The organism is Nocardia sp. CA-107356 (genome assembly GCF_050946365.1).
Lineage (GTDB): Bacteria > Actinomycetota > Actinomycetes > Mycobacteriales > Mycobacteriaceae > Nocardia.
On record NZ_CP191992.1, the window covers coordinates 9741807 to 9761259 of the forward strand.

Annotated in this window: 20 protein-coding genes; 7 read left to right on the plus strand and 13 right to left on the minus strand. The window is 63.0% G+C overall.

The features are described from left to right. Positions 1-36 precede the first annotated feature (36 nt). From ACQP1G_RS43765 to ACQP1G_RS43810, 10 genes are all read right to left on the minus strand, one after another. A complete protein-coding gene (locus tag ACQP1G_RS43765) occupies positions 37-1446 on the minus strand; it encodes an MCE family protein (RefSeq protein ID WP_433196257.1) in 1410 nt (469 codons plus the stop codon). Further along, entirely contained in the window at positions 1443-2675 is a 1233-nt protein-coding gene (locus tag ACQP1G_RS43770) for an MCE family protein (protein ID WP_433196259.1), read from the minus strand. Before ACQP1G_RS43770 ends, ACQP1G_RS43765 begins: the two co-directional genes overlap by 4 nt. Next, positions 2672-3949: an MCE family protein gene (locus ACQP1G_RS43775; protein ID WP_433196261.1), complete on the minus strand. Its 1278-nt coding sequence runs from the start codon at positions 3947-3949 to the stop codon at positions 2672-2674. Before ACQP1G_RS43775 ends, ACQP1G_RS43770 begins: the two co-directional genes overlap by 4 nt. After that, the gene (locus ACQP1G_RS43780; RefSeq protein WP_433196263.1) at positions 3946-5013 is read right to left on the minus strand and encodes an MCE family protein; all 1068 of its coding nucleotides are present in this window, start codon (positions 5011-5013) and stop codon (positions 3946-3948) included. The genes ACQP1G_RS43775 and ACQP1G_RS43780 overlap by 4 nt, the downstream gene beginning before the upstream one ends. Then, positions 5010-6044, minus strand: coding sequence for an MCE family protein (locus tag ACQP1G_RS43785; protein ID WP_433196265.1), 1035 nt, complete (start codon positions 6042-6044; stop codon positions 5010-5012). Before ACQP1G_RS43785 ends, ACQP1G_RS43780 begins: the two co-directional genes overlap by 4 nt. Then, a complete protein-coding gene (locus ACQP1G_RS43790) occupies positions 6041-7252 on the minus strand; it encodes an MCE family protein (protein WP_433196267.1) in 1212 nt (403 codons plus the stop codon). The genes ACQP1G_RS43785 and ACQP1G_RS43790 overlap by 4 nt, the downstream gene beginning before the upstream one ends. A gap of 6 nt (positions 7253-7258) precedes the next feature. Next, positions 7259-8110 (minus strand): MlaE family ABC transporter permease, encoded by an 852-nt coding sequence (locus tag ACQP1G_RS43795; RefSeq protein WP_433196269.1) that lies wholly within the window; start codon positions 8108-8110, stop codon positions 7259-7261. 4 nt (positions 8111-8114) lie between these two features. Further along, positions 8115-8879, minus strand: coding sequence for an MlaE family ABC transporter permease (locus ACQP1G_RS43800; RefSeq protein ID WP_433196271.1), 765 nt, complete (start codon positions 8877-8879; stop codon positions 8115-8117). Positions 8880-9197: 318 nt separating this feature from the next. Continuing rightward, positions 9198-10115: a 3-oxoacyl-ACP reductase gene (locus ACQP1G_RS43805; RefSeq protein WP_433196273.1), complete on the minus strand. Its 918-nt coding sequence runs from the start codon at positions 10113-10115 to the stop codon at positions 9198-9200. Between the two features lie 43 nt (positions 10116-10158). Next, entirely contained in the window at positions 10159-10347 is a 189-nt protein-coding gene (locus ACQP1G_RS43810) for a ferredoxin (RefSeq protein WP_433196275.1), read from the minus strand. 209 nt (positions 10348-10556) lie between these two features. Here ACQP1G_RS43810 and ACQP1G_RS43815 point away from each other — a divergent pair, with 209 nt between their 5' ends. Further along, positions 10557-11750, plus strand: a complete 1194-nt coding sequence (locus ACQP1G_RS43815; RefSeq protein ID WP_433196277.1) for an acyl-CoA dehydrogenase family protein — start codon at positions 10557-10559, stop codon at positions 11748-11750. Positions 11751-11844: 94 nt separating this feature from the next. Continuing rightward, the gene (locus tag ACQP1G_RS43820) at positions 11845-12951 is read left to right on the plus strand and encodes an acyl-CoA dehydrogenase family protein (protein ID WP_433196279.1); all 1107 of its coding nucleotides are present in this window, start codon (positions 11845-11847) and stop codon (positions 12949-12951) included. A gap of 445 nt (positions 12952-13396) precedes the next feature. On the opposite strand, the gene ACQP1G_RS43825 is transcribed toward ACQP1G_RS43820, so the two are convergent. Then, positions 13397-13795, minus strand: a complete 399-nt coding sequence (locus tag ACQP1G_RS43825; protein ID WP_433196281.1) for a hypothetical protein — start codon at positions 13793-13795, stop codon at positions 13397-13399. Positions 13796-14701: 906 nt separating this feature from the next. Between ACQP1G_RS43825 and ACQP1G_RS43830 the strand changes: the two genes are divergently transcribed. The 5 genes from ACQP1G_RS43830 (at position 14702) to ACQP1G_RS43850 (ending at position 18250) form a co-directional block, all read left to right on the plus strand. Next, on the plus strand, positions 14702-15490 hold the full coding sequence (locus ACQP1G_RS43830) for a hypothetical protein (protein ID WP_433196283.1): 789 nt from the start codon (positions 14702-14704) through the stop codon (positions 15488-15490). A gap of 1 nt (position 15491) precedes the next feature. After that, positions 15492-15803, plus strand: coding sequence for a hypothetical protein (locus ACQP1G_RS43835; RefSeq protein WP_433196285.1), 312 nt, complete (start codon positions 15492-15494; stop codon positions 15801-15803). After that, a complete protein-coding gene (locus ACQP1G_RS43840; RefSeq protein ID WP_433196287.1) occupies positions 15800-16681 on the plus strand; it encodes a hypothetical protein in 882 nt (293 codons plus the stop codon). The genes ACQP1G_RS43835 and ACQP1G_RS43840 overlap by 4 nt, the downstream gene beginning before the upstream one ends. A 128-nt stretch (positions 16682-16809) precedes the next feature. Next, positions 16810-17268, plus strand: a complete 459-nt coding sequence (locus ACQP1G_RS43845) for a hypothetical protein (protein ID WP_433196288.1) — start codon at positions 16810-16812, stop codon at positions 17266-17268. Positions 17269-17680: 412 nt separating this feature from the next. After that, complete coding sequence (locus tag ACQP1G_RS43850) at positions 17681-18250, plus strand: hypothetical protein (RefSeq protein ID WP_433196290.1); 570 nt, start codon at positions 17681-17683, stop codon at positions 18248-18250. Between the two features lie 329 nt (positions 18251-18579). Here the strand turns inward: ACQP1G_RS43850 and ACQP1G_RS43855 are convergent, their stop codons facing one another. Then, positions 18580-18759, minus strand: coding sequence for a hypothetical protein (locus ACQP1G_RS43855; RefSeq protein ID WP_433196292.1), 180 nt, complete (start codon positions 18757-18759; stop codon positions 18580-18582). Positions 18760-19211: 452 nt separating this feature from the next. Continuing rightward, positions 19212-19412: a DUF397 domain-containing protein gene (locus tag ACQP1G_RS43860; RefSeq protein WP_433196294.1), complete on the minus strand. Its 201-nt coding sequence runs from the start codon at positions 19410-19412 to the stop codon at positions 19212-19214. Positions 19413-19453: the final 41 nt, after the last annotated feature.

Below are 19453 nucleotides of genomic sequence, written 5' to 3' on the forward strand. Positions count from 1 at the left end.
AGCACGCTGTGTCCATGATTCGCTCGCTGCGCTCACTCATAGTTGCTGCTCCTGAAGCATCGCCTGCCAACTCGACGGTATCGTGCCAGATCCGTCCTTTCCGATATCCCCCTGACGGTACGTGCGTCCGTCCGGTCCCATGAACGTCCCGCTGCCGGGATCGAGTGTCGTACTGTGCGCCGCCGGGTGGGTCGAGCCCTGGTCACCGGTGGGCTCGCCGGACGGCGTCACCGGCTGCGGCGGGCCGAACGGCGGGTTATTGCCTTCGGGTACATAGCCGTTGGGATCACGGCAGAGTTCCGGTGTCGGCGCGCGCTTGCCGGGCACCTCCATACACGGCGTATTGCGGATGCCGCGTACCGCTTCCCTGGCGTTCTGCGCCACCTTGCAGTACAGGCCGGGCGGCGTATCCGGGGTGTCGAGCAGGGCCGGTGACCGACGCTGCTCCGGCGTCAGGAAGCCGGTGGTGCAGCCGGGCGGATCGTTGAGTTCCAGGTGGAAGTCGACGACGGCGCCGTATTCGACCGGTCCGCGGATGACGGTCAAGAAGGCGGCGGCCAGCGGTGGATAGACCACCAGGACCTGTTCCAGACCGGCATGGTAGGTCACCGCGACCTGACCGACGCTGACCAGGTTCGACAGCAGGATCGGCAGCGTCGGCCGCAGATCCTGGAACAGCGAACTGACCTGCTGCGCTGCACCGGGGGTCTTCTCGATCAGATTCCGCAGCGCCGGATCATGGGCGCGCAGTTGGTCGGTGACCGTTGCCAGGTCATGGGTCCAGGACCGGATGGCGGCATCGGACTGGTTCTGGGTGTCGAGCAGCGGGCCGATCTTCTCCAGCAGATCCTTGGTCGGCTCCGCGCTGGCCTGCGCCTCTTGCACCAGCAGCGATGCGGAGTCGATGAATTTCTGCAGATCCGGCCCGGCACCGTTGAATGCCTTGAACGCATCGTCGATGACCTGCCGCAGCTTGGTATCGGCGATGCTGGCCAGCAGGCGGTCGGAGCGATCGAGCACCGTACCGATGTCCTCGGGCAGCCTGGTGCGATCCACCGGGACAACGGAGCCGTCGGACAGGTTGCCGCCCTTGGGATTCGAGACCGGAACCAGATCGACGTACTGTTCGCCGATGGCCGATACGCTGCGCACCCACGCGTCGACGTCGGAGGGAATCTTGTAATCGCTATCGATGGACAGCTTCGCGTCCACACCCGCCGGGGTGAGCCGAACCTCTTGCACCTTTCCGACATTCGTGCCGCGGTAGGCGACATTGGCCGTCGGGTACAGCCCGCCGGTGGCCTTCAGCTGGACCGTCACCTCATAGCGGCCGATGCCGAACATGGCGGGCAGTCCCACATAGGTGCCGCCCATCACCAGCAGTCCGATCACCGTCAGCACCGAGAAGATGGTCAACTGGATCCGGACGAAGCGCGTCAGTTTCATCGGCCCGCACCTGCCTGCCCGGCGGGCGGAACGGTGAGACCCGGAATCGCGGGCAGACCCGGAATCGGCGGCAGCCCAGGGATACTCGGCGTCGGTGCCGGGGTCGCGGCCGGCGGCTGCAGCGGCGCCGTCGCCGGATTGCCATTGCCCTCCGCGGTACCGGCCAGCCCGCCGAGTGCGCCCTCGACCCCACCGAACCGACCGCCGAGCGGGGTGCCGGTGAGGAAGTTCGAATCCAGTCGCTTACCCGTGACATCGACGGTCATGATCAGGTTCATGTAGTCGCCCTTGACCGCGTTGTCGAGATTCTTCATCGGGAACGGGAAGGTGAACAGCAGCTTCGTGACCTCGACGAGGCTGTTCCCGGTGCGCGCCAGGGTCTCGAGTACCGGGGCCAGATTGGCCAGATTCGCCTTCAGGTTGTCTCCGCCCTCGGCCAGAATCCGCTGCACGACATCACTCAGATCACCGAGGGCGGTAATGGTATGCGTGATGTTCTCGCGGCGGTCGGCGAGCACGGTCAGCGCCGGATGGATCTGCTCGATGGCCGCGGCCACCCGATCCTTCTGCTGGGCCAGCGTGCCGGCGAACCGGTCGAGTCCGCCCATCGCGTCGATGATGTCCTTGGTCTGGGTGTCCAGCGTGGTGGTCAGCTGGGTCAGCTGCGGCAACAGGTCCCGGATCGCATCCTGGCGGCCGGTGAACACGGCGTTGAGTTCGTGGGTGATGGTTTCGAGCTGGCTGATACCGCCGCCGTTGAGCACCACCGACAGCGACGACAGGGTCTGCTCGGTGGTCGGATAGACACCGGCCCGGTCCAGCGGGATCACATCGCCAGCCTTCAGCTCACCTTGCGCCGGAACATCTTTCGGCGCGGCGAGTTCGACATGGTTGCTGCCGAGCAGGCTGGTCTGCCCGATCCGGGCGGTCGAATTGGCCGGCAGCTTCACATCGTGTTTCAGCGAGACGGTGACCAGCGCGTGCCAGCCCTCCACCTCGATCTTCGACACCGTCCCCACCGTCACGTCATTGACGCGGACCGGCGAATTCCGGGTCAGCGTGGTGACATTGGGCATCTGGATCTCGACCTCGTAGGCGTTCGGATCGTTTCCGGCCGCACCCGGCATGGGCAGCGAGTTGAGCCCGTCCCACTGACAGCCACTGACTCCCAGTGCGACGGCCACGCTGATCACCGCACCGGCCAGCCGCATTTCTCGGCGTCGCATCATCGCCCTCCTCCCGGAATGGCCAGCCCGGCAATACCGTTCGGCACGGTGACCGGATTCGACTCCGCCACCGGGGCGCTCGAGGCATCCGGCCCGCGCGCGGCCAGACTCGGCGGACTGTAAACGAGCTGGTGCGGGAATGCAGTCTGGTTCGAGACCGGATTGGCCAGCAGCGGTGGGTAATTCATCATGAGCTGCTGGATCACCGGCGCCAGGTACTGCCGGCACAGAGCGGCGCTCTGGTCGGATCCATTGGCGTCATTCGCCTCGACTGCGCCGCAGAGGAAGGCGAACGGATTGGCGAAGTTCGGCGCGACGACGGCGCCGGTGAGACTGCCCTGCGCCGGGTCGTAGATCTGATAGAAGTTCACCAGAGCCGATGGCCCGGCATGCAATACCTGCTCGAGCTGGGGCCGCTTATCCGCGAGGAGCTGGGTGACATCGGCCAGCCGCTGCACACCCTCGGTCAGCGCACCGCCGCGTTCGTCGATGAACCGTTTGACGTCACCTACGGCGACATCCAGATTGTCCAGCCCGGCGCCGAGATCATCGGAAACGTTGGCCAGCACCGACGATACCGAGGCCAGCCGCCCGCCGAATTGCACGATCTGATCGTTGCTCTTGGACAGCACATCCACGAACTGCTGCAGATTGCGGATGGTGCCGAACAGATCGGTGCGGCCGTCCGACAACGTACTCAGGGTGTGCGACAGCTCGCGCAAGGTATCGCGCAGCGCCTGACCGTTGCCATTGCCGAGATTGTCGGCGGCGGTGTTGACGAACCGCCCGAACGATCCCTGCTTGTCATCCCCGACCGGCCCGAGAGTCGTCGCCAACTTGGACAATTCGGCCTTGATGTCATCCCATTCGACCGGGACGGCGGTGTGCTCGATCGGAATCACGCTGCCGTCACCCAACTTCGGCCCGCCGGTGTATGCGGGCGCCAACTGGATGAATCGCGCCGACACCAGCGACGGCGAAATAATGACCGCCCTGGCATCCGCGGGAATCTTGATACCGCGGTCCAGTGTCATCTCGACCCGAACCTTGTCCTTGCCCGGATCAATCGAGTCGATCCGGCCGACCTTGACCCCGAGCACCCGCACCTCGTCACCGGCGTACAAACCGTTCGTGGACGGGAAATACGCGGTGACCGAGGTCTTTCCGATCCTCGACAGCAGGGACCATCCCCCGGCGACAACCAGCGCGGCGATGACGACGACGGCGAGCGCCCGCGCCCAGCCCGGCGCGGAACGGACAGTGCGTAGGGCGTTCATCGCGGCGGCTCCTGAATCGCCGGCTCGATCGATGGCGGCGCGGGATCGGTGAGGTAGGCGCGGAAGGAGTCCGGCAGATGCTCCGGCCACACCAGCGCGTCGACCAGCATTTGCAGACTCCGCGTGCTCGCGTTCGAGACATACGCCTGGAAGTACGGACCGCTGCCGACCTGTTCGCCGAGCGCGGCGGCGAACGGACCGAGCCCGTCGAGCGCCTTGGAGAGGTTGTCCTTATTCGACTGCAGCAGTGACAGCACCGAATTCAGCCTGTCCAGTGTGGGTTTCAGCTGTGCCTCGTTATCGTTGACGAATCCGCTCAGCTGTTGGGCCAACCCGTTCACGTACACGATCAACTGGCTGAGCGCACTGCGCCGCCGATCCAATTCACCGAGCAGATCATTGCCGTCGACCAACAGCGCGTTGATCTGATTGCTGCGATCGGCCAGCACTTTGGTGACATTCTGCGCCCGGCCGAGCAGATCGGTCAGCGCCTTGTCACGGGCGTTCAGGCTGCGCGAGAGTTGGGTGACGCCATCGAGTGCCGACCGCAGCGGGGCCGGGGTATCGGCGAAGGTCGTCGACAGCGCGTCGAGGGTTTTGTTGACCTGATCCATATCCAGGCCCTTGACGGTATTCGACAGATCGCCGAGCGCGTCGGTGAGCGAATAGGGCGAGGTGGTGCGGTCCAGCGGGATCGTGTCGTCGGGTCGGGTCGAACCGCTGCCCGACGGTGTCACCTCGAGCGACTTGCGGCCGAGCACCGTATTCGTCTTGATGGCGGCGCTCGTCTTATTTCCCAGCACGATCGATTCGTCCAGGGTGAACCGGACGTAGACCTTGGCACCGTCCAAGCGCACCTGCTCGACCCGCCCGGAGCGCACCCCGGCGACCTGTACGTGGTCACCGGGCACCAGTCCGCCCGCATCGGCGAAATACGCGGTGTAGGTCGCGCCGGAGCGGATGAACGGCAACCGGTCGACCTGTAGGGCCGACAGCGAGATCGCGATCGCGACGACAATGCCGATGATGCCGAGAGAGACAGTGCGTGAGCGGGTTTCGTTCATCGGTTCTTCGCACACCTTCCCGTTGTCTGCATACCGGGCAGGGTGATGTGCATCGGCTTACCGTCCGGACCGTCGACCAGGAAGTTCGTACCGCATATGTACATATTCAGGAACGAGCCGTACGCACCGATCCGGACCAGCTTCTTATAGGTCTCGGGCAGCCGATCCAGCACCCACTGGATGGTGTCGGATCCGTCGTCGAGGGTGGCGGCGAGAGTACCGGTCTGCTCGAAGGTGGTCTTGAGGTCCGGTCGGGCCTGCTGCAGTAGATCGGTCAGATCCCCGGTCGCGCCCGCGATCCGCGGCAGCGCAGCACCGATCGGATCCTTATCGGCGGCCAAACCGCTGACCAGGCGCTGCAATTCGTCGAGCGTGGTGGCGAACTGCTGATCGCGCTCATCGATCGTGGTGAGCACGGTCTTCAGATTCTCGATCACACTGCCGATCAACGCATCTCGGTCGGCCAGGGTCTTCGCGAACGATCCGGAGCTGTTCAGCAACGCGACCAGCGTGCCGCCCTGCCCTTGGAAAACCTGGAGCAGCGCCTCGGTCAGATCGTTCACCTGGGCCGGATCCAGGCCGCGCAGCAGCGGTCTGAAGCCGCCGAGCAACATATCGAGATCGAGCGCGGGCGAGGTGCGATCGGGTCCGATGGTGCCGCCCTTCGACATCACCTTGGCGGTACCCGGCCCCTCCATCAGTTCGAGATACCGGTCACCGACCAGGTTTTCGTAGCGGATGGTCGCCTTGGTGCTGGTGTAGAGCCGATACTTGCTGTCCACGTCGAAATCGACATGCGCGAGATTGTCCTTGCCGACGTGCACCCCGGTCACCGAACCCACCGGCACACCGGCAATGCGCACCTTGGCGCCGTCCAGCATGCCGGACGAACTGGTGAACACCGCGTGATAGCCGCTCTCCTTGGCGAAGCGCATCTGGCTGAACACCACCACCAGCCCGGCCAGGACCAGCGCCATCACCACCGTGAAGATCGTCAGCTTGATGGTTGTCGCGCGCGCTTTACTACTCACGGCTGCCCCACCCCAGGTAATCCGGCGAACAGGATCTGGAACACCTTGGGCCCGTTCAGATGTGTCGTCGTCGACGGCGTCCAGACATGACCCTCGGAGGTATCGGTGACCACGAAGTTCGCGTGGCTGTCGGGCACCCGGTCCACGACGCCGTCGCAGTGCGGTCCGCCCGTGGCGTTGACCTTCGGCAGATCCTGTGGGTACTGGTAGGGATCGGCGCCGGGCATGAAACTCGCATTCAGCGGCACCGCGTCGAACCGTCCGCCGAAGATGTCCTCACCGATCGGGAGCACATTGGCCAGGCCGACGACAAGGCAGTACAGCGCGGGCTTGTAGTCGTTGAGCAACTGGGTGGTCGGACGCAGCAGATCCAGCGCCGTCACCAGCGGCTGTTCGTTCTCACGCAGGACCGAACCGGTGGTATCGGCCAGTCCGATGAGGTTGACCAGCATCGCATCGACGTTCTCCTGCTCCTCGACGATCGTCCTGGCCGTCACGGTCGCGTTATCGGTGGTGCGCAGCAGATCCGGCACGGTGTCGGCGTAGAGGTTGGTGACGCCGGTCGAGGCGACCAGATCCCGTTGCAGCGCGGGCAGACTCGGGTTGATATCGCGCAGGTAGGCATCGCTGCGGGCGAGCAGATCACCGAGCTTCTCGCCGCGCCCCTGCAGCGCGGTACTCAGCGCCGACAGGGTGGCGTTGAGCTTCTCCGGCTCGATCTTCTGCAGCACATCGGTCAAATGCTGGAATAGCGTATTGAATTCGACGGTCACCGACTGAGCGGTCACGGTCGCGCCGGGCTTCAGTGAAGTGGACGAGGCCTGTTCCGGCACAGTGAAATTGATGTATTTGGCGCCGAATACGGTGGTGGACTTGATATCCACGGCCGCATTGGACGGAACCATTTTCAGCAGTTCAGGATCCATCGCCAGCGTCAGCTTGGCGCCGTCGCCGGTCTGTTCGATGTCGGAGACCCGGCCGATCTCCACACCGCGAATCTTCACCTTGGCGTCGGGGTCGAGCACCAGACCGCTGCGCGGTGCGTCGACCGTGACGGTCACCGTCTTGGTGAACCCGCCGACGAACATGACCATCGCGACGGACACGACCGCGACCAGCGCGAGCACCATGCCGAGTCCGGCCAGCTTCAGCCCCAGCCCGCCGCGCAGTGCCGCGCCGAGGCCGCTTCCCGATTGCTTCGTTGCCATACCGCTCTACCCGGAGAGATGGAAGTTGCCGGAGGTGCCGTAGATGGCCAGCGAGATCAGCAGTGTCACCGTGACCACCGCGACCAACGAAGCCCGCACCGCATTGCCGACCGCGATCCCCACGCCGACCGGTCCCCCTGCGGCGTTGTAGCCGTAGTAGGTGTGAATCATCATGACCGCCAAGGCCATCAAGATCGCCTGGGCGAAGGACCAGAGGATGTCGCTGGGGATCAGGAATGTGGAGAAGTAGTGGTCGTAGACGCCCGCCGACTGCCCGTAGATGACCACGGTGGCGAAGCGACTCGCGATGAACGAGCAGATGACCGCGAGCGCGTACAGCGGCACGATCGCGATCATGCCCGCCAGCACTCTGGTGCCGACCAGATACGGCACCGGCCGGATCGCCATGGACTCCAGCGCGTCGATCTCCTCGGCCACCCGCATGGCGCCGAGCTGAGCGGTCGAACCCGCGCCGATAGTGGCCGCCAAACCGATTCCGGAGATCACCGGCGCCGCGATGCGCACATTGATGAATGCCGCGAAGAAGCCCGTCAGCGCCTCGACACCGATATTGCCGAGCGAACTGTAACCCTGCACCGCAATGGTGCCGCCGGTGAACAGCGTGAGGAATCCGACGATGACGACAGTGCCACCGATTACAGCCAAAGCGCCTGTGCCCATGCTGATCTCGGCGATCAATCGAATCGTCTCGGTCCGATAGTGCAGCAGTGCGCGCGGGATCGAACCGATCGTCTGCGCATAGAACACCGCATGTTTCCCCACCGAATCGAGCGAGTTCGAAAAGCGACGCACTCGCCGCACGGTACGCGGGAACCGGGACTGGATTACGAATGCCATCGTCTCACCGCGCCGCGAACTTGATGCCGACGGCGGTGACCACGACGTTCACCACGAACAGGGCCATAAAGGCGAAGACAACGGTCTGATTCACCGCATCACCGACACTCTTGGGACCACCTTTGACATTCAGGCCGAGATAACAGGCCACCAGTCCGGCGATCAGCCCGAACAAACCGGCCTTCACTTCAGAGATGACCAGCTCGGGCAGACGGGTGAGCAGTGTGATGCCGTTGACGAACGCGCCGGGATTCACATCCTGCAGCAGCACCGAGAACAGGAAGCCGCCGACGATGCCGATGGTGGACACCAGGCCGTTCAGCAGCAATGCCACGAACATCGAGGCCAGCACCCGCGGTACCACCAGCCGGTGTACCGGATCGATGCCGAGCACGCGCATCGCATCGATCTCCTCACGAATGGTTCTCGCACCCAGATCCGCGCAGATCGCGGTGGCGCCAGCGCCAGCGACGATCAATACCGTGACAATCGGCCCGACCTGGGTGACCGTGCCGAATGCCGCACCGGCGCCGCTGAGATCGGCGGCGCCGATTTCGCGCAGCAGGATGTTGAGCGTGAAGCTCACCAGCACGGTGAACGGAATCGCCACCAGCAGTGTCGGAATGATCGAAACGCGTGCGATGAACCAGGCTTGATCAATGAACTCGCGCCCTTGGAATGGTCGCCGAATGCTCGCCCGCGCAACATCGGCAACGAGTTCGAAAAACCCGCCGACGGCACGCAACGGCACGGCAAGGACCTCGTTCATGCGCGATCCTCCTTGCTCATCCTGCTAATACAGCACACCGCACGATGCCCCTCTTCGGCCACATCGCCGGAACGATTAGAACATGTTCACATTGCCGTAGGAAGCCTTTTGCCACTTTTGAACAGCTCTTTTTGCTTGATTCGGCCTATGAATTTGCAACGTGTGTCAATTCAGGCTGGCCTAACCTTCGTGAGGCGGCGCACACCGTGACTCCCATGTCTACCAACTGCCGAAGGGGTGATCAACAGCTGGTCAGCTACCCGAGGGCGGCTGCCATCACTCAGCAACCGATCCGTTCGAGCGACCTGCAAGCAGTCGCTAGCGGTCGAGATCGATCAGCGAAGCTGCTGAGAACGTACGCCCGGCGGGGCGCTCAGCGAAGTAACCGCCGAGCGTGGCGGCAAGATCGCCGGAATTCCATTGATCGCCGGCCGCGTCGAAGCGCTGCTCGACCACCGGTGCGGCCATCAGCGCGACCATCGGTCCGTAGACCACGAACAGCTGCCCGTTGACCGCGTCGGCGGCGGGCGAGGCGAGGAAGGCGACCAACCGGGCCACATGCTCCGGCGAGAGCGGATCGATGCCGCCCTCCGGCGCCGCACTGAAGACCGCCTCGGTCATCGCGGTGCGCGCCCGCGGCGCAATGGCATTGGCGCGCACGCCGAAACGGGACAGCCCGCGCGCAGCGGAGAGCGTCAGCGCGGTGATACCGGCCTTGGCGGCGCCGTAGTTGGCCTGCCCCTCCGGGCCGAGCAGTCCGGCCTCGGAGGAGGTGTTGACGAGCCTGCCGTAGATCGGCGCGCCCGCCGCCTTGGACTTGGCCCGCCAGTACGCGCCCGCGTTGCGGGTCAACAGGAAATGGCCGCGCAGATGCACCGCGATCACCGCGTCGAAGTCCTCGTCGGACATATTGAACAGCATCCGGTCGCGGGTGATGCCCGCATTGTTCACCACGATGTCGACGCTGCCGAACGCCTCATCGGCGGTGCGGATGAGCGCATCGGCGGTCGAACGCTCGGCAATGCTGCCCGCGACGAACTCCGCCTTGGCGCCGAGCGCCCGGATATCGGCGAGGGTTTCGGCCACCGCATCCGATTCCGATAGATCGTTGACCACCACCGACGCGCCCGCGCCCGCCAGGGCGAGCGCCTCGGCCCGCCCCAGTCCTGCGCCACCACCGGTAACGATGGCCACCCGGCCCGCGAGACTCACATCGTTGTCGTCTGCATCACTCACGGGGCCGACTCTAGAACGTGTTCCTATTTACGGCAAGCGCCCGTCACTGCAGCCGGAGGGCCGCTTTCGGGCACTGGGCGACCGCGTCGCGGACATCATCGAGCCGATCCGGCGCCACCTCGCCGACCACGATGTGCAGCATGTCGTCGTCATCGAGTTCAAAGACGTCGGGGGCGATTCCGACACAGATTCCGTTGGCTTCGCACTGGTCCAGATCCACACTGACCTTCATGACAACTCCTTCACTGATGCTCTGATCGAAGCCTAACAACACGATGTGATGTCGTGCGACGTCATCGACCACATTCGCCCGCAATACTGGAACATGTTTCAGTTCATATGCAATGATCGGTTCACCGACATCGAACGAAGGCTCCGCCATACCCACCCCCGCCGACTCCGCAAGCTCCGTCGGCTGACCATCCCCCGAGAGGTACTGCCATGCGCATTGCGTACACGCCGCAGCAGGAACAGCTCCGCGCGGAGCTGCGTGACTACTTCGCGCGGCTGATCACCCCGGAGCGTCGAGCCGCGCTGAGCGCGACCACCGGCGAGTACGGGCACGGCAACGTCTACCGCGAGGTGGTCCAGGAAATGGGTCGCGACGGCTGGCTCACCCTGGCCTGGCCCAAGGAGTTCGGCGGGCAGGATCGCCCGACCATGGATCAGCTGATCTTCACCGATGAGGCGGCCATTGCGGGCGCGCCGGTGCCCTTCCTCACCATCAACTCGGTTGCGCCGACGATCATGCACTACGGCAGCGAGGAACAGAAGAAGTTCTTCCTGCCCAAGATCGCCGCGGGCGAACTGCACTTCTCCATCGGCTATTCGGAGCCGGGCGCGGGCACCGACCTGGCCAGCCTGCGCACCACCGCCGTGCGCGACGGCGACGACTACGTCATCAACGGCCAGAAGATGTGGACCAGCCTGATCGCCTACGCCGATTACATATGGCTGGCAGTGCGTACGGACCCCAACGTCAGGAAGCACAAGGGCATCAGCATGCTCATCGTGCCGACCAGTGCCGAGGGCTTCTCCTGGACCCCGGTGCACACCATGGCCGGTCCGGACACCAGCGCCACCTACTACCAGGACGTCCGGGTCCCCACCAGCTCGCTGGTCGGCCAGGAGAACGGCGGCTGGGCGCTGATCACCAATCAGCTCAACCACGAACGCGTCGCGCTGACCTCCGCCGGACCGCTCACGGTGGCGCTGAACCAGACCACCGAATGGGCCCGCAATACCAAGGCGGGCGACGGTTCCCGGGTGATCGACCAGGAATGGGTGCGGCTCAATCTGGCCAGGGTGCAGGCCAAGGTCGAATACCTCAAGCTGCTGAACTGGGAGATCGCCAGCCGGGCCGATGCGGGCGGCGATGCCGCGCCACGGCCGTGGGACGCCTCGACCTGCAAGGTCTACGGCACCGAACTCGCCACCGAGGCCTACCGCCTGCTGATGGAAATCCTCGGCCCGACGGCATACCTGCGGCAGGACTCCCCCGGCGCGGAACTGCGCGGACGGTTGGAGCGGTTCCACCGCGCCGCGCTGATCCTCACCTTCGGCGGCGGCACCAACGAGGTCCAGCGCGACATCATCGCCATGACCGCACTGAAGCAACCAGCCGCGGCGCGCTGAGCTGTATTCGATCGCGGTGCTCAGGGCCCCACGTGGTCACGCAAGCTACCGCCTCCGGGCCCGTCGCTCGCACCGCAGAAAGCAGGTAGACACCATGGATTTCACCCCCACCGAAGCTCAGCTCGACCTGACCCGCCTGACCGCCGAGGTCTGCGCCAAATTGGTCACCGCCGACCGGATCCGTGAACTCGACGCCGAGGGCCGCTTCGACGAGCCGCTGTGGCGGTCACTCAGCGAGACCGGCGTGCTGGCCGCCGCATTGCCCGAGTCGGTGGGCGGCGGCGACTTCGGCGCACTCGAGCAGAGCGCCGTGCTGCGGGAACTCGGCAGGCATGTCGCCGCGGTGCCGTACCTGTGGTCGATCGTGGTCGGCGCGGGCGCGCTCGCGCGTTTCGGCTCGGACGCCCAACAGGATTGGGCGCGCCAGGCAGGCGAAGGCAGCGTCATCCTGACCGCCGGACTCGCCGAGGAACACAATTGGGAGCCGACCAAACCGACCACGGTGGCGCACGAGGCCGATGGCGGCTGGCGACTCACCGGCGCCAAGACCACGGTGCCCTATGCCGACCGCGCGGCCCGAATCCTGATCCCCGCCACGGTTTCCGGAGCTGCCGCACTCTTCCTGGTGGATCCGACCGATGCGACGGTCAATGTGACCGCTCAGCAAGTAGTCGACTTCAGCGCCGAGTTCGGCGTCGAATTCCATGACACCCCGGCCGAATTGGTCGCGACGGTGGCCGACGGCGCCGAGATCCTGGACTGGATCCTCACCCGCGCCTGGCTCGGCCTGAGCGCTCAGCAGCTGGGCACCCTCGAACGCGCACTCGAGCTGGTCGCCGAATATGCCCGCGAGCGTGAACAATTCGGCAAGGCGGTCGGCAGCTTCCAGGCCGTCGCCCAGCGCCTCGCCGACGCCTACATCGACGTCCAGGGCCTGCGGCTGGCGGTCACCCAGGCCGCCTGGCGGGTCTCCGAAGATCTGGCGAGCGCCGAAGCGGTGCACACCGCCAAGTTCTGGGCCGCCGACGCCGGACACCGGGTGGCGCACACCGTAGTTCATGTGCACGGCGGCGTCGGCATCGACCGCGACCACATCGCGCACAACTACTTCACCGCCGCCAAACACAATGAATTCGCACTCGGCGCGGCCACCGATCACCTGCGAGCCATCGGCTCACTCCTCGCGGAAACTCCTGCCTGACCCGGGATCCGCACGTCGGCCCGCCGGAACCTGCCACCGGCGGGCCGAGTTGATCTTTGGACGGACCACCTTCATACCCGGGGTTCTACGCTTTCTCGCTGGACCCCAAAACTTTCCGGCGTGTCGGCAGCTCAGGCTGCCGACACCACCACTCCCCGGAAAGGCTCAGTGGCGGGCTATCTGCGATCTCCTTCCTCCACCGAGGCCCTGCGGGACTTCGCGCCTGGAACGCCTGGCTTGAAAGTCGGTTGGCTCACAGTGGCTTCCACGTGGCCTCACTGGCGATCCGGTTGACAAAACGCGAGAGCGTGTCTCACGTCGCTGGTTTCGACCCTTTCGGTGGGCCGACTCAGTCGTAGCGGGTTTCGCTGATCGCGAAGCAGGGCAGTTTTCCAGTCGAAGATGGCGTTGCATGCCGCGAATGCGGCGTTCGTACACCAGTACCTCACTGAATGCCGCGCCAGAGGTGCAGGAGGACCAGCGCCGCAAACGTGCCGATGGATCCTACGGTAACGGCGTATAGCAGCGAAAAATTGCTGTGGAAACGAGCGGCTTCCATTAGAAAGAGGACTGCCAGGGTCGCGATACTTGACGACAGCATTGCGATCGCGGCAATATGCACAAGGCGAGGGGCCCGGTAGCCCAACCAGATGACGGGAATCACAAGGACTGCGATCACAGCGTTGACAGCCAGCGCGATGATATCGAGTTCGCTGTACTCGATCTCATCGAGGCTGGTCACCAGCAAGCTGTGCCACAGCAATGCACTGAATCCCGCGATTACCGCAGCGGTCAACGCGTAGACGGTACTTTTTACTCGGCTTCCTGTCGAGTTGACTTCCATTCGGCTACCTTCGATCACCCCGGCCGACTCGACCACGTCCCGACGCGGTGCCGGCACTCCAACGAATAATCCGGGGCAGTGATCGTCACACCGCCGTATATCTCGACGTCCTGGCGCTCGATCGATCCATACGAACCGTCTCGCGGGCATTACAGTCCACGGTGAGGTTCAGCATTTCATAGCGCTCGGCGTCAGCCGCACTCGATACTGCGCGGCGAACAAGTGCGCTCAGACGACAACCACGAATCCCCCACCTCTTGGATGTCCGTCGCTCACAGTGGGCGAGCGACGCTTGGACCAAAGGTACATCGAGACAGTGGCGGGCGCGTGCCCTGCGCCCTTCCAGGCTGCATTCCACCGTGCAGGACTCCTGGCGCTCCGTGACGCGAACCGGCCCGGCCCGCCGCGACGCCGAGGGCTGTTCTCGGACAATCTGATCCGGGTGACCACAAGCCCGTCCGCCGCCAGCATTACACGCCGTGATCGCCCAACTCGGCGTGGGATCGGCGGACACCCCTGCGAAGCGGGCGCTAGGAGAGGCAGGGGTCGAACTCGTCGCGAGTTGCCACGGTCGTGCAGGCAGCCCAGTCGGCCGAGGTGAACAGCAACGCCGGAACGAACCGGTTGTCGAATCACGAACGCCGACCAGGTCATTCGAGCAGAACGCGATCGCGACGCACACTGCCTGATCCAGGCCCGCCTGGCATGAAGTCGCTTGGCTCACAAGGGCTTCCACGTGGTCTCACTGGCGATCCCGGTTGACAAAACGATCGACGGCGGAGAGGGTGATGGCGGAGAGGGTGACGGCTGTCGGCAGAACGGCAGCAGGCATGCACAAAATGGGGGTTCGATGCCAATTCCAGTCAGAGAGAATTGTGTCCGCATCAGTGGCCAGCGGTCGCTGTGATGGCGGTCCAAGGTTTCTACAATCATTACGACGATCCCGATGAATTCTGGGATGATGCGCCTCTCGACAGGCAGCGGCCCAATCGGACTCCTGCCGCGGCTGCGCCGACGCCTACCGTTCCGAAGCCCGAACCTCCCCTCTCACAGCCGACTTCGCGACGAGCCGAACAGCGCAACCAGGAAGCCAAGCCGCCCCTGGAGCCGCCTTCCACCGGATCGTCGTTCGCATCTATGGAACTCGATCGCGGATTTCTTCCTGTCCGTATCGAATTCAGCTCGGGGTGGAGCAGATCTGTCGGTCCCCATGAGGTCGCCGAGGAGCTGATGCTGGCATATAGGGGGGCGGTGTCGCTACGTCTGGCGCGGTTGTACTCCTCCGGTCGTTGGCCGTCCCCGCAAGAGGTTTCGGACACGGCGGTTCCCGACCACCGAACGGTTCTGATGTTGCTGCTCGACACCGAGACCTGGGAGCAGTACAGCGATGTGTCCAGCAGGATGATCAGAGACGCCGGGTACGACGTGTACGGCAGTGTGGTGTTTCATGACGAGCATCCCGTTAGGGTGAGCGCCGACCGTACCTACCTACAGTCGATCACGGTATGGCCGGAATGGGCCGGTTCCGCCGAGTCATATCAAATCGCCGACGAAATATTGTGGTGCGCTGATCAGATCCGTTCGTTGCGCCCGAGGTTCGAGGTCCGGGGGGACTATTCACGATATGCCGATGCTGATCTCGAATACCATTTAGACCGCCATCGGGAGCGACTTTTCGATGAAAGGGTGGGATGATTTGTCTGACAAACTGGTAGTTTCGCTCAATTTGATGCAACACGCGGTGAACAAATGGAAGGAGGCCGCCGAGCATCTCAGCCACGCGGCCGCGAGGACCTTCAACGTCGACATCACCGAGGTCCAGGCCGGTGCGTTCGGCCTTACAATGGACAAGTACAGGCCCGCTCCTGGTTACTTCCTCGACAGAATGCTCGAAGGCCAGACTGTGTTCTCCGATATTGCTCAGGTGCTGCAGTACGCTCACGATACGTATGAAGCGGAGGATCAGGCCGGTAAGCACGCACTGGACGGTAAGGCGGGGGAACTGTGACCACCAGCCGCGACGAGTTGATCAAACAGATAGTGGCCATTCGGTCGAGCCAGAGCGATATTGGCAATCTGCCGGAGGTTGTCCAGGATTGGCACGGACACATAGTAGCGATGATCCGAGCCAACGGATATGGCGGAGTACTCACCGGCAACTTTGGTAGCGCCCTCACTACAGAAGACCTTGTTGATAAGATTTGGGACAACCGCGACAAGATCAATAACGCCCTAGGCGAGACTTGGGACAAGCTCGTGGAGATCAATCCTGGGCTCGAGGTTCCGGTCAAATTCATTGAATACGCGGATGAATGGCGCAAGATGAATGGCGACATAATTAATGCAACTACCGCATATTCTGAAACAGCCTTATATACTGAATGGCAAGGGGATGCATCCAATCGATATCGGGACATGCGCGACCGCCAGAAAATTGCATTAGACTCAACGGCTGAAGTGTGCCTGCAGATTGCGGTAAGTCTGGAAACAGTCGCCAAGAATGAGTTGACCCTATACACCGACCTTGCCACGAAAGCGCAGGATCTGGTATCGAAAGTCACGGCGCTGACAGGTTCTTATATCAAGTCTGCTTTTGATTTTCCTATGGGTTGGATCTCGGCTTCGACTGATCTGGTGAGCGCTGTGCAGGCATCGAAGACGTTCATCCTGGGCATAACCAAGTCCGTCGCCGATAACGCTCAGTCGAATATGATCGAGGGTAACAAAATACACGGGGCCCTAGTGGCGCAAAGGGGCCTCCCTGCAAACAAATGGCCTCCCGCTGTCGTCGAGAGCTACGGCAAGGGCATTGAAGGGGTTCGTGTTGCGATCGGCGATGCATCGGTGACGGCAACCGACGGCGACAAATCGGACTGGACTATTTAGATGACGGAGATTCCGCGATGAGGATCGGCAGGATGATAATGGTCGCCGTAGTCGCTCTTCTGCTGGCAACCGGGTGTTCCAATTCGCCTTCGGCGTCGCCACCCTCATCGCCCGCGGCTCATGCTGGCGTGACGCAGGCGGATTTGTGCAACTCGCTGACGGCTTTCTTCAGTGACGAGTTGCAAGCAGTAGACGTGCGGTCGGTACCGCTAGTCAGCGCAGATACAATCATCTCGATCAGTGGGTGGTGCACCGTCACCAACAGTCAGAGCCAGAGAAGCAACGGTCATTTCACAATACACCAAGCCCCGAACGATACTGATCCAACCGGAAACTTCAGACAATTTTTTGAAAGAACGACTGAAATGGGCGAAACAGTTTGGGTGTGGGATTCGCGGGGAGACGCAAGGTTTGAAACTCCAGTACTGAAGTTCGCCACACGAATCGGCGAATGGAATTCAGAACTCGAAATCGAGCAAAAAACGACACAGACTGCGAGCGGAGCCCTGCAACCGACCGATGAAACCAAGCACAAGGCTGCCCAGTTCCTCCTCGAGTTGACAAAGAGGATAGTTGACGCCCAATGAGTGCTGAACCTTTGCCTCTTCGATGGCGTGCTTGTCGTAGGCGTTGCCACTCCACCACGTCGTCGGAATCGCCTGCCAGCTTGTCGCAGTCATGGAGGGCTCTGTCGTAGCGCGCATACGGCTCGGCCGATTTCGTCGGCGAGAGTTTAGCACTGTTTACCGGCGTATTAGTAGGTTTGCCAGTCCAGATTCAGCGCCATCGACCAACCGATATCGGGACATGCGCGACCGCCAAAAACTGGCATTGGACTCAACAAAGGGTCTCCCTGCAAACAAATGGCCTCCCGCTGTCGTCGAGAGCTACGGCAAGGGCATTGAAGGGGTCCGTGTTGCAATCGGCGATGCGTCGGTAACGGCAACCGACGGTGATAAATCGGACTGGACTATCTAGCTAGATGACGGAGATTCCGCGATGAGAACTGGCAGGATGATAATGGTCGCCGCAGCCGCTCTTACGCTGGCGACCGGGTGTTCCAATTCGCCTTCGGCGTCGCCCACCTCATCACCTGAGGCTCATGCTGGCGTGACACAAGAGGAACTGTGTAACTCGCTGATGGCTTTCTTCAGTGGCGAGTTACAAGCAGTAGACTTGGGGTCGGTAGCGTTCCTCGGCAAAGATACGATCATCTCGCCCAGTGGGAGCTGCACCATAACTAACAGTCAGACCCAGAGAAGCAACGGCCGGTTCGAAATACACCAAGCACCGAACGACCCTACTCCCATCGAAAACCGCAAAAAGTTCTTCGTAGAAACGACTGAAATGGGCAAAACAGTCTGGGTGTGGGATTGGCGGACGGATCTAGGAAATCCAACTCCTCAAGTAGTTTTCGCCACACGAATCGGCGAATGGAATTCGGAACTCCAGATCGAGGAAAACACTACGCAGACTGCGAGCGGAGTCCTGCATCTGACCGATGAAAACAAGCACAAGGCCGCCCAGTTCCTCCTCGAGTTGACAAAGAGGATAGTTGACGCCCAATGAGTGCTGAACCTTTGCCTCTGCTCCGTACCTCGGCGTGACGTAGGAACTCGCGCATCGGGCGCGAGTTGGTCTTGGGTTTGTGTACGAACTCGCAGCGGCGGGGTCTGCTGTTTGCCGACGAAGATCGGGACCGGTTGGGTGGGACGCTCGGGTGCCGGGTTGTAGCGGTTGGCGATCCCGAGGTTGTAGCCCTTGGCTTCGAGGATGTGGCCGTAATGGTTCAAGGCGTTCGCCGTGGTTGTGGCGGTGGAGACCAATGGTGGAGGTAGTGTTCTGGTCTTGGTCCTGGTATGGGTCGGCGGTGACGCCAAGCTTCTCGGCCATACCGGTCAACGCCGTGCTGATCTGAACGCCGCCGTCGTGAACTTCTGTCCAGCGGTGGCGAACTCGGTTGCGGCGTCACCGGTCCAGCTTCCCTCGGCTACCGCGTCCACACCCTTGGCTGCGGAATCCAGCGCCGACCGCAGCGCCTCGGCCAGGTCGTAGACGTATTTGCCGACGTCACGCACCTTCTCGGGAACAACCGAAATGCTTTGGCCGGGGCGAACCCCCTGCTTCGCTCACAAGGTGGGGGGCTACTCGGCGACGTCTATGCGAGCGGGGCATGACGACGCCGGGCCGAATCGCTCTCGGGGAGAGCAGGTTCGGCCCGGCGGCAGTCGGCGAAACTACGCTGTCGGCTCGAACGCCTCGGCGACGATCTCGGCCTGTTCCACGGCATGGGCCTTGGACGAGCCCGAGGAGCGGCCGACATGGCGCGGCGGGAGATGCGGCGAAGCTTGGTGAAGCGCTCCGGGAGCAGCCCTCGCACTGCTCCACATCGTGCATGGCCCGGACCCTGACCCACAAACACCGCCACCCGGAGCCCACTGACCGGCACCGCGAAAGCTCAGCTTGCGAGATCGCACAACTCGGCGCGGAATCGACTGAGTCGCTGCTGCGAGCAGCGAAGGCCGAGGCGTCAGGCGTCGAACTGGCCGCGAGTTGCTGCGGTCGTGAAGGCCGACCACTCGGCCGAGGTGAACAGCAACGCCGGACCGGACGGGTTCTTCGAATCACGAACGCCGACAAGGTCGTTCGCGAGAAACGCGACTTCCACGCAAGCCTTGTCCCCACCGCTGCGACTGCTCTTGAACCACTTCGCGTTCGAAAGATCAACCATCAGGACGCGTACTCCTTCGCCATCTGTCTGAGCAGAGCCCG

Coding starts and splice junctions, on each gene's coding strand:
- ACQP1G_RS43825 (WP_433196281.1), bottom strand. CDS start 13,795: ATGGAAGTCAACTCGACAGGAAGCCGAGTAAAAAGTACCGTCTACGCG.
- ACQP1G_RS43790 (WP_433196267.1), bottom strand. CDS start 7,252: ATGGCAACGAAGCAATCGGGAAGCGGCCTCGGCGCGGCACTGCGCGGC.
- ACQP1G_RS43770 (WP_433196259.1), bottom strand. CDS start 2,675: ATGATGCGACGCCGAGAAATGCGGCTGGCCGGTGCGGTGATCAGCGTG.
- ACQP1G_RS43775 (WP_433196261.1), bottom strand. CDS start 3,949: ATGAACGCCCTACGCACTGTCCGTTCCGCGCCGGGCTGGGCGCGGGCG.
- ACQP1G_RS43765 (WP_433196257.1), bottom strand. CDS start 1,446: ATGAAACTGACGCGCTTCGTCCGGATCCAGTTGACCATCTTCTCGGTG.
- ACQP1G_RS43860 (WP_433196294.1), bottom strand. CDS start 19,412: ATGGTTGATCTTTCGAACGCGAAGTGGTTCAAGAGCAGTCGCAGCGGT.
- ACQP1G_RS43815 (WP_433196277.1), top strand. CDS start 10,557: ATGCGCATTGCGTACACGCCGCAGCAGGAACAGCTCCGCGCGGAGCTG.
- ACQP1G_RS43820 (WP_433196279.1), top strand. CDS start 11,845: ATGGATTTCACCCCCACCGAAGCTCAGCTCGACCTGACCCGCCTGACC.
- ACQP1G_RS43830 (WP_433196283.1), top strand. CDS start 14,702: ATGGCGGTCCAAGGTTTCTACAATCATTACGACGATCCCGATGAATTC.
- ACQP1G_RS43850 (WP_433196290.1), top strand. CDS start 17,681: ATGAGAACTGGCAGGATGATAATGGTCGCCGCAGCCGCTCTTACGCTG.
- ACQP1G_RS43795 (WP_433196269.1), bottom strand. CDS start 8,110: ATGGCATTCGTAATCCAGTCCCGGTTCCCGCGTACCGTGCGGCGAGTG.
- ACQP1G_RS43800 (WP_433196271.1), bottom strand. CDS start 8,879: ATGAACGAGGTCCTTGCCGTGCCGTTGCGTGCCGTCGGCGGGTTTTTC.
- ACQP1G_RS43780 (WP_433196263.1), bottom strand. CDS start 5,013: ATGAACGAAACCCGCTCACGCACTGTCTCTCTCGGCATCATCGGCATT.
- ACQP1G_RS43810 (WP_433196275.1), bottom strand. CDS start 10,347: ATGAAGGTCAGTGTGGATCTGGACCAGTGCGAAGCCAACGGAATCTGT.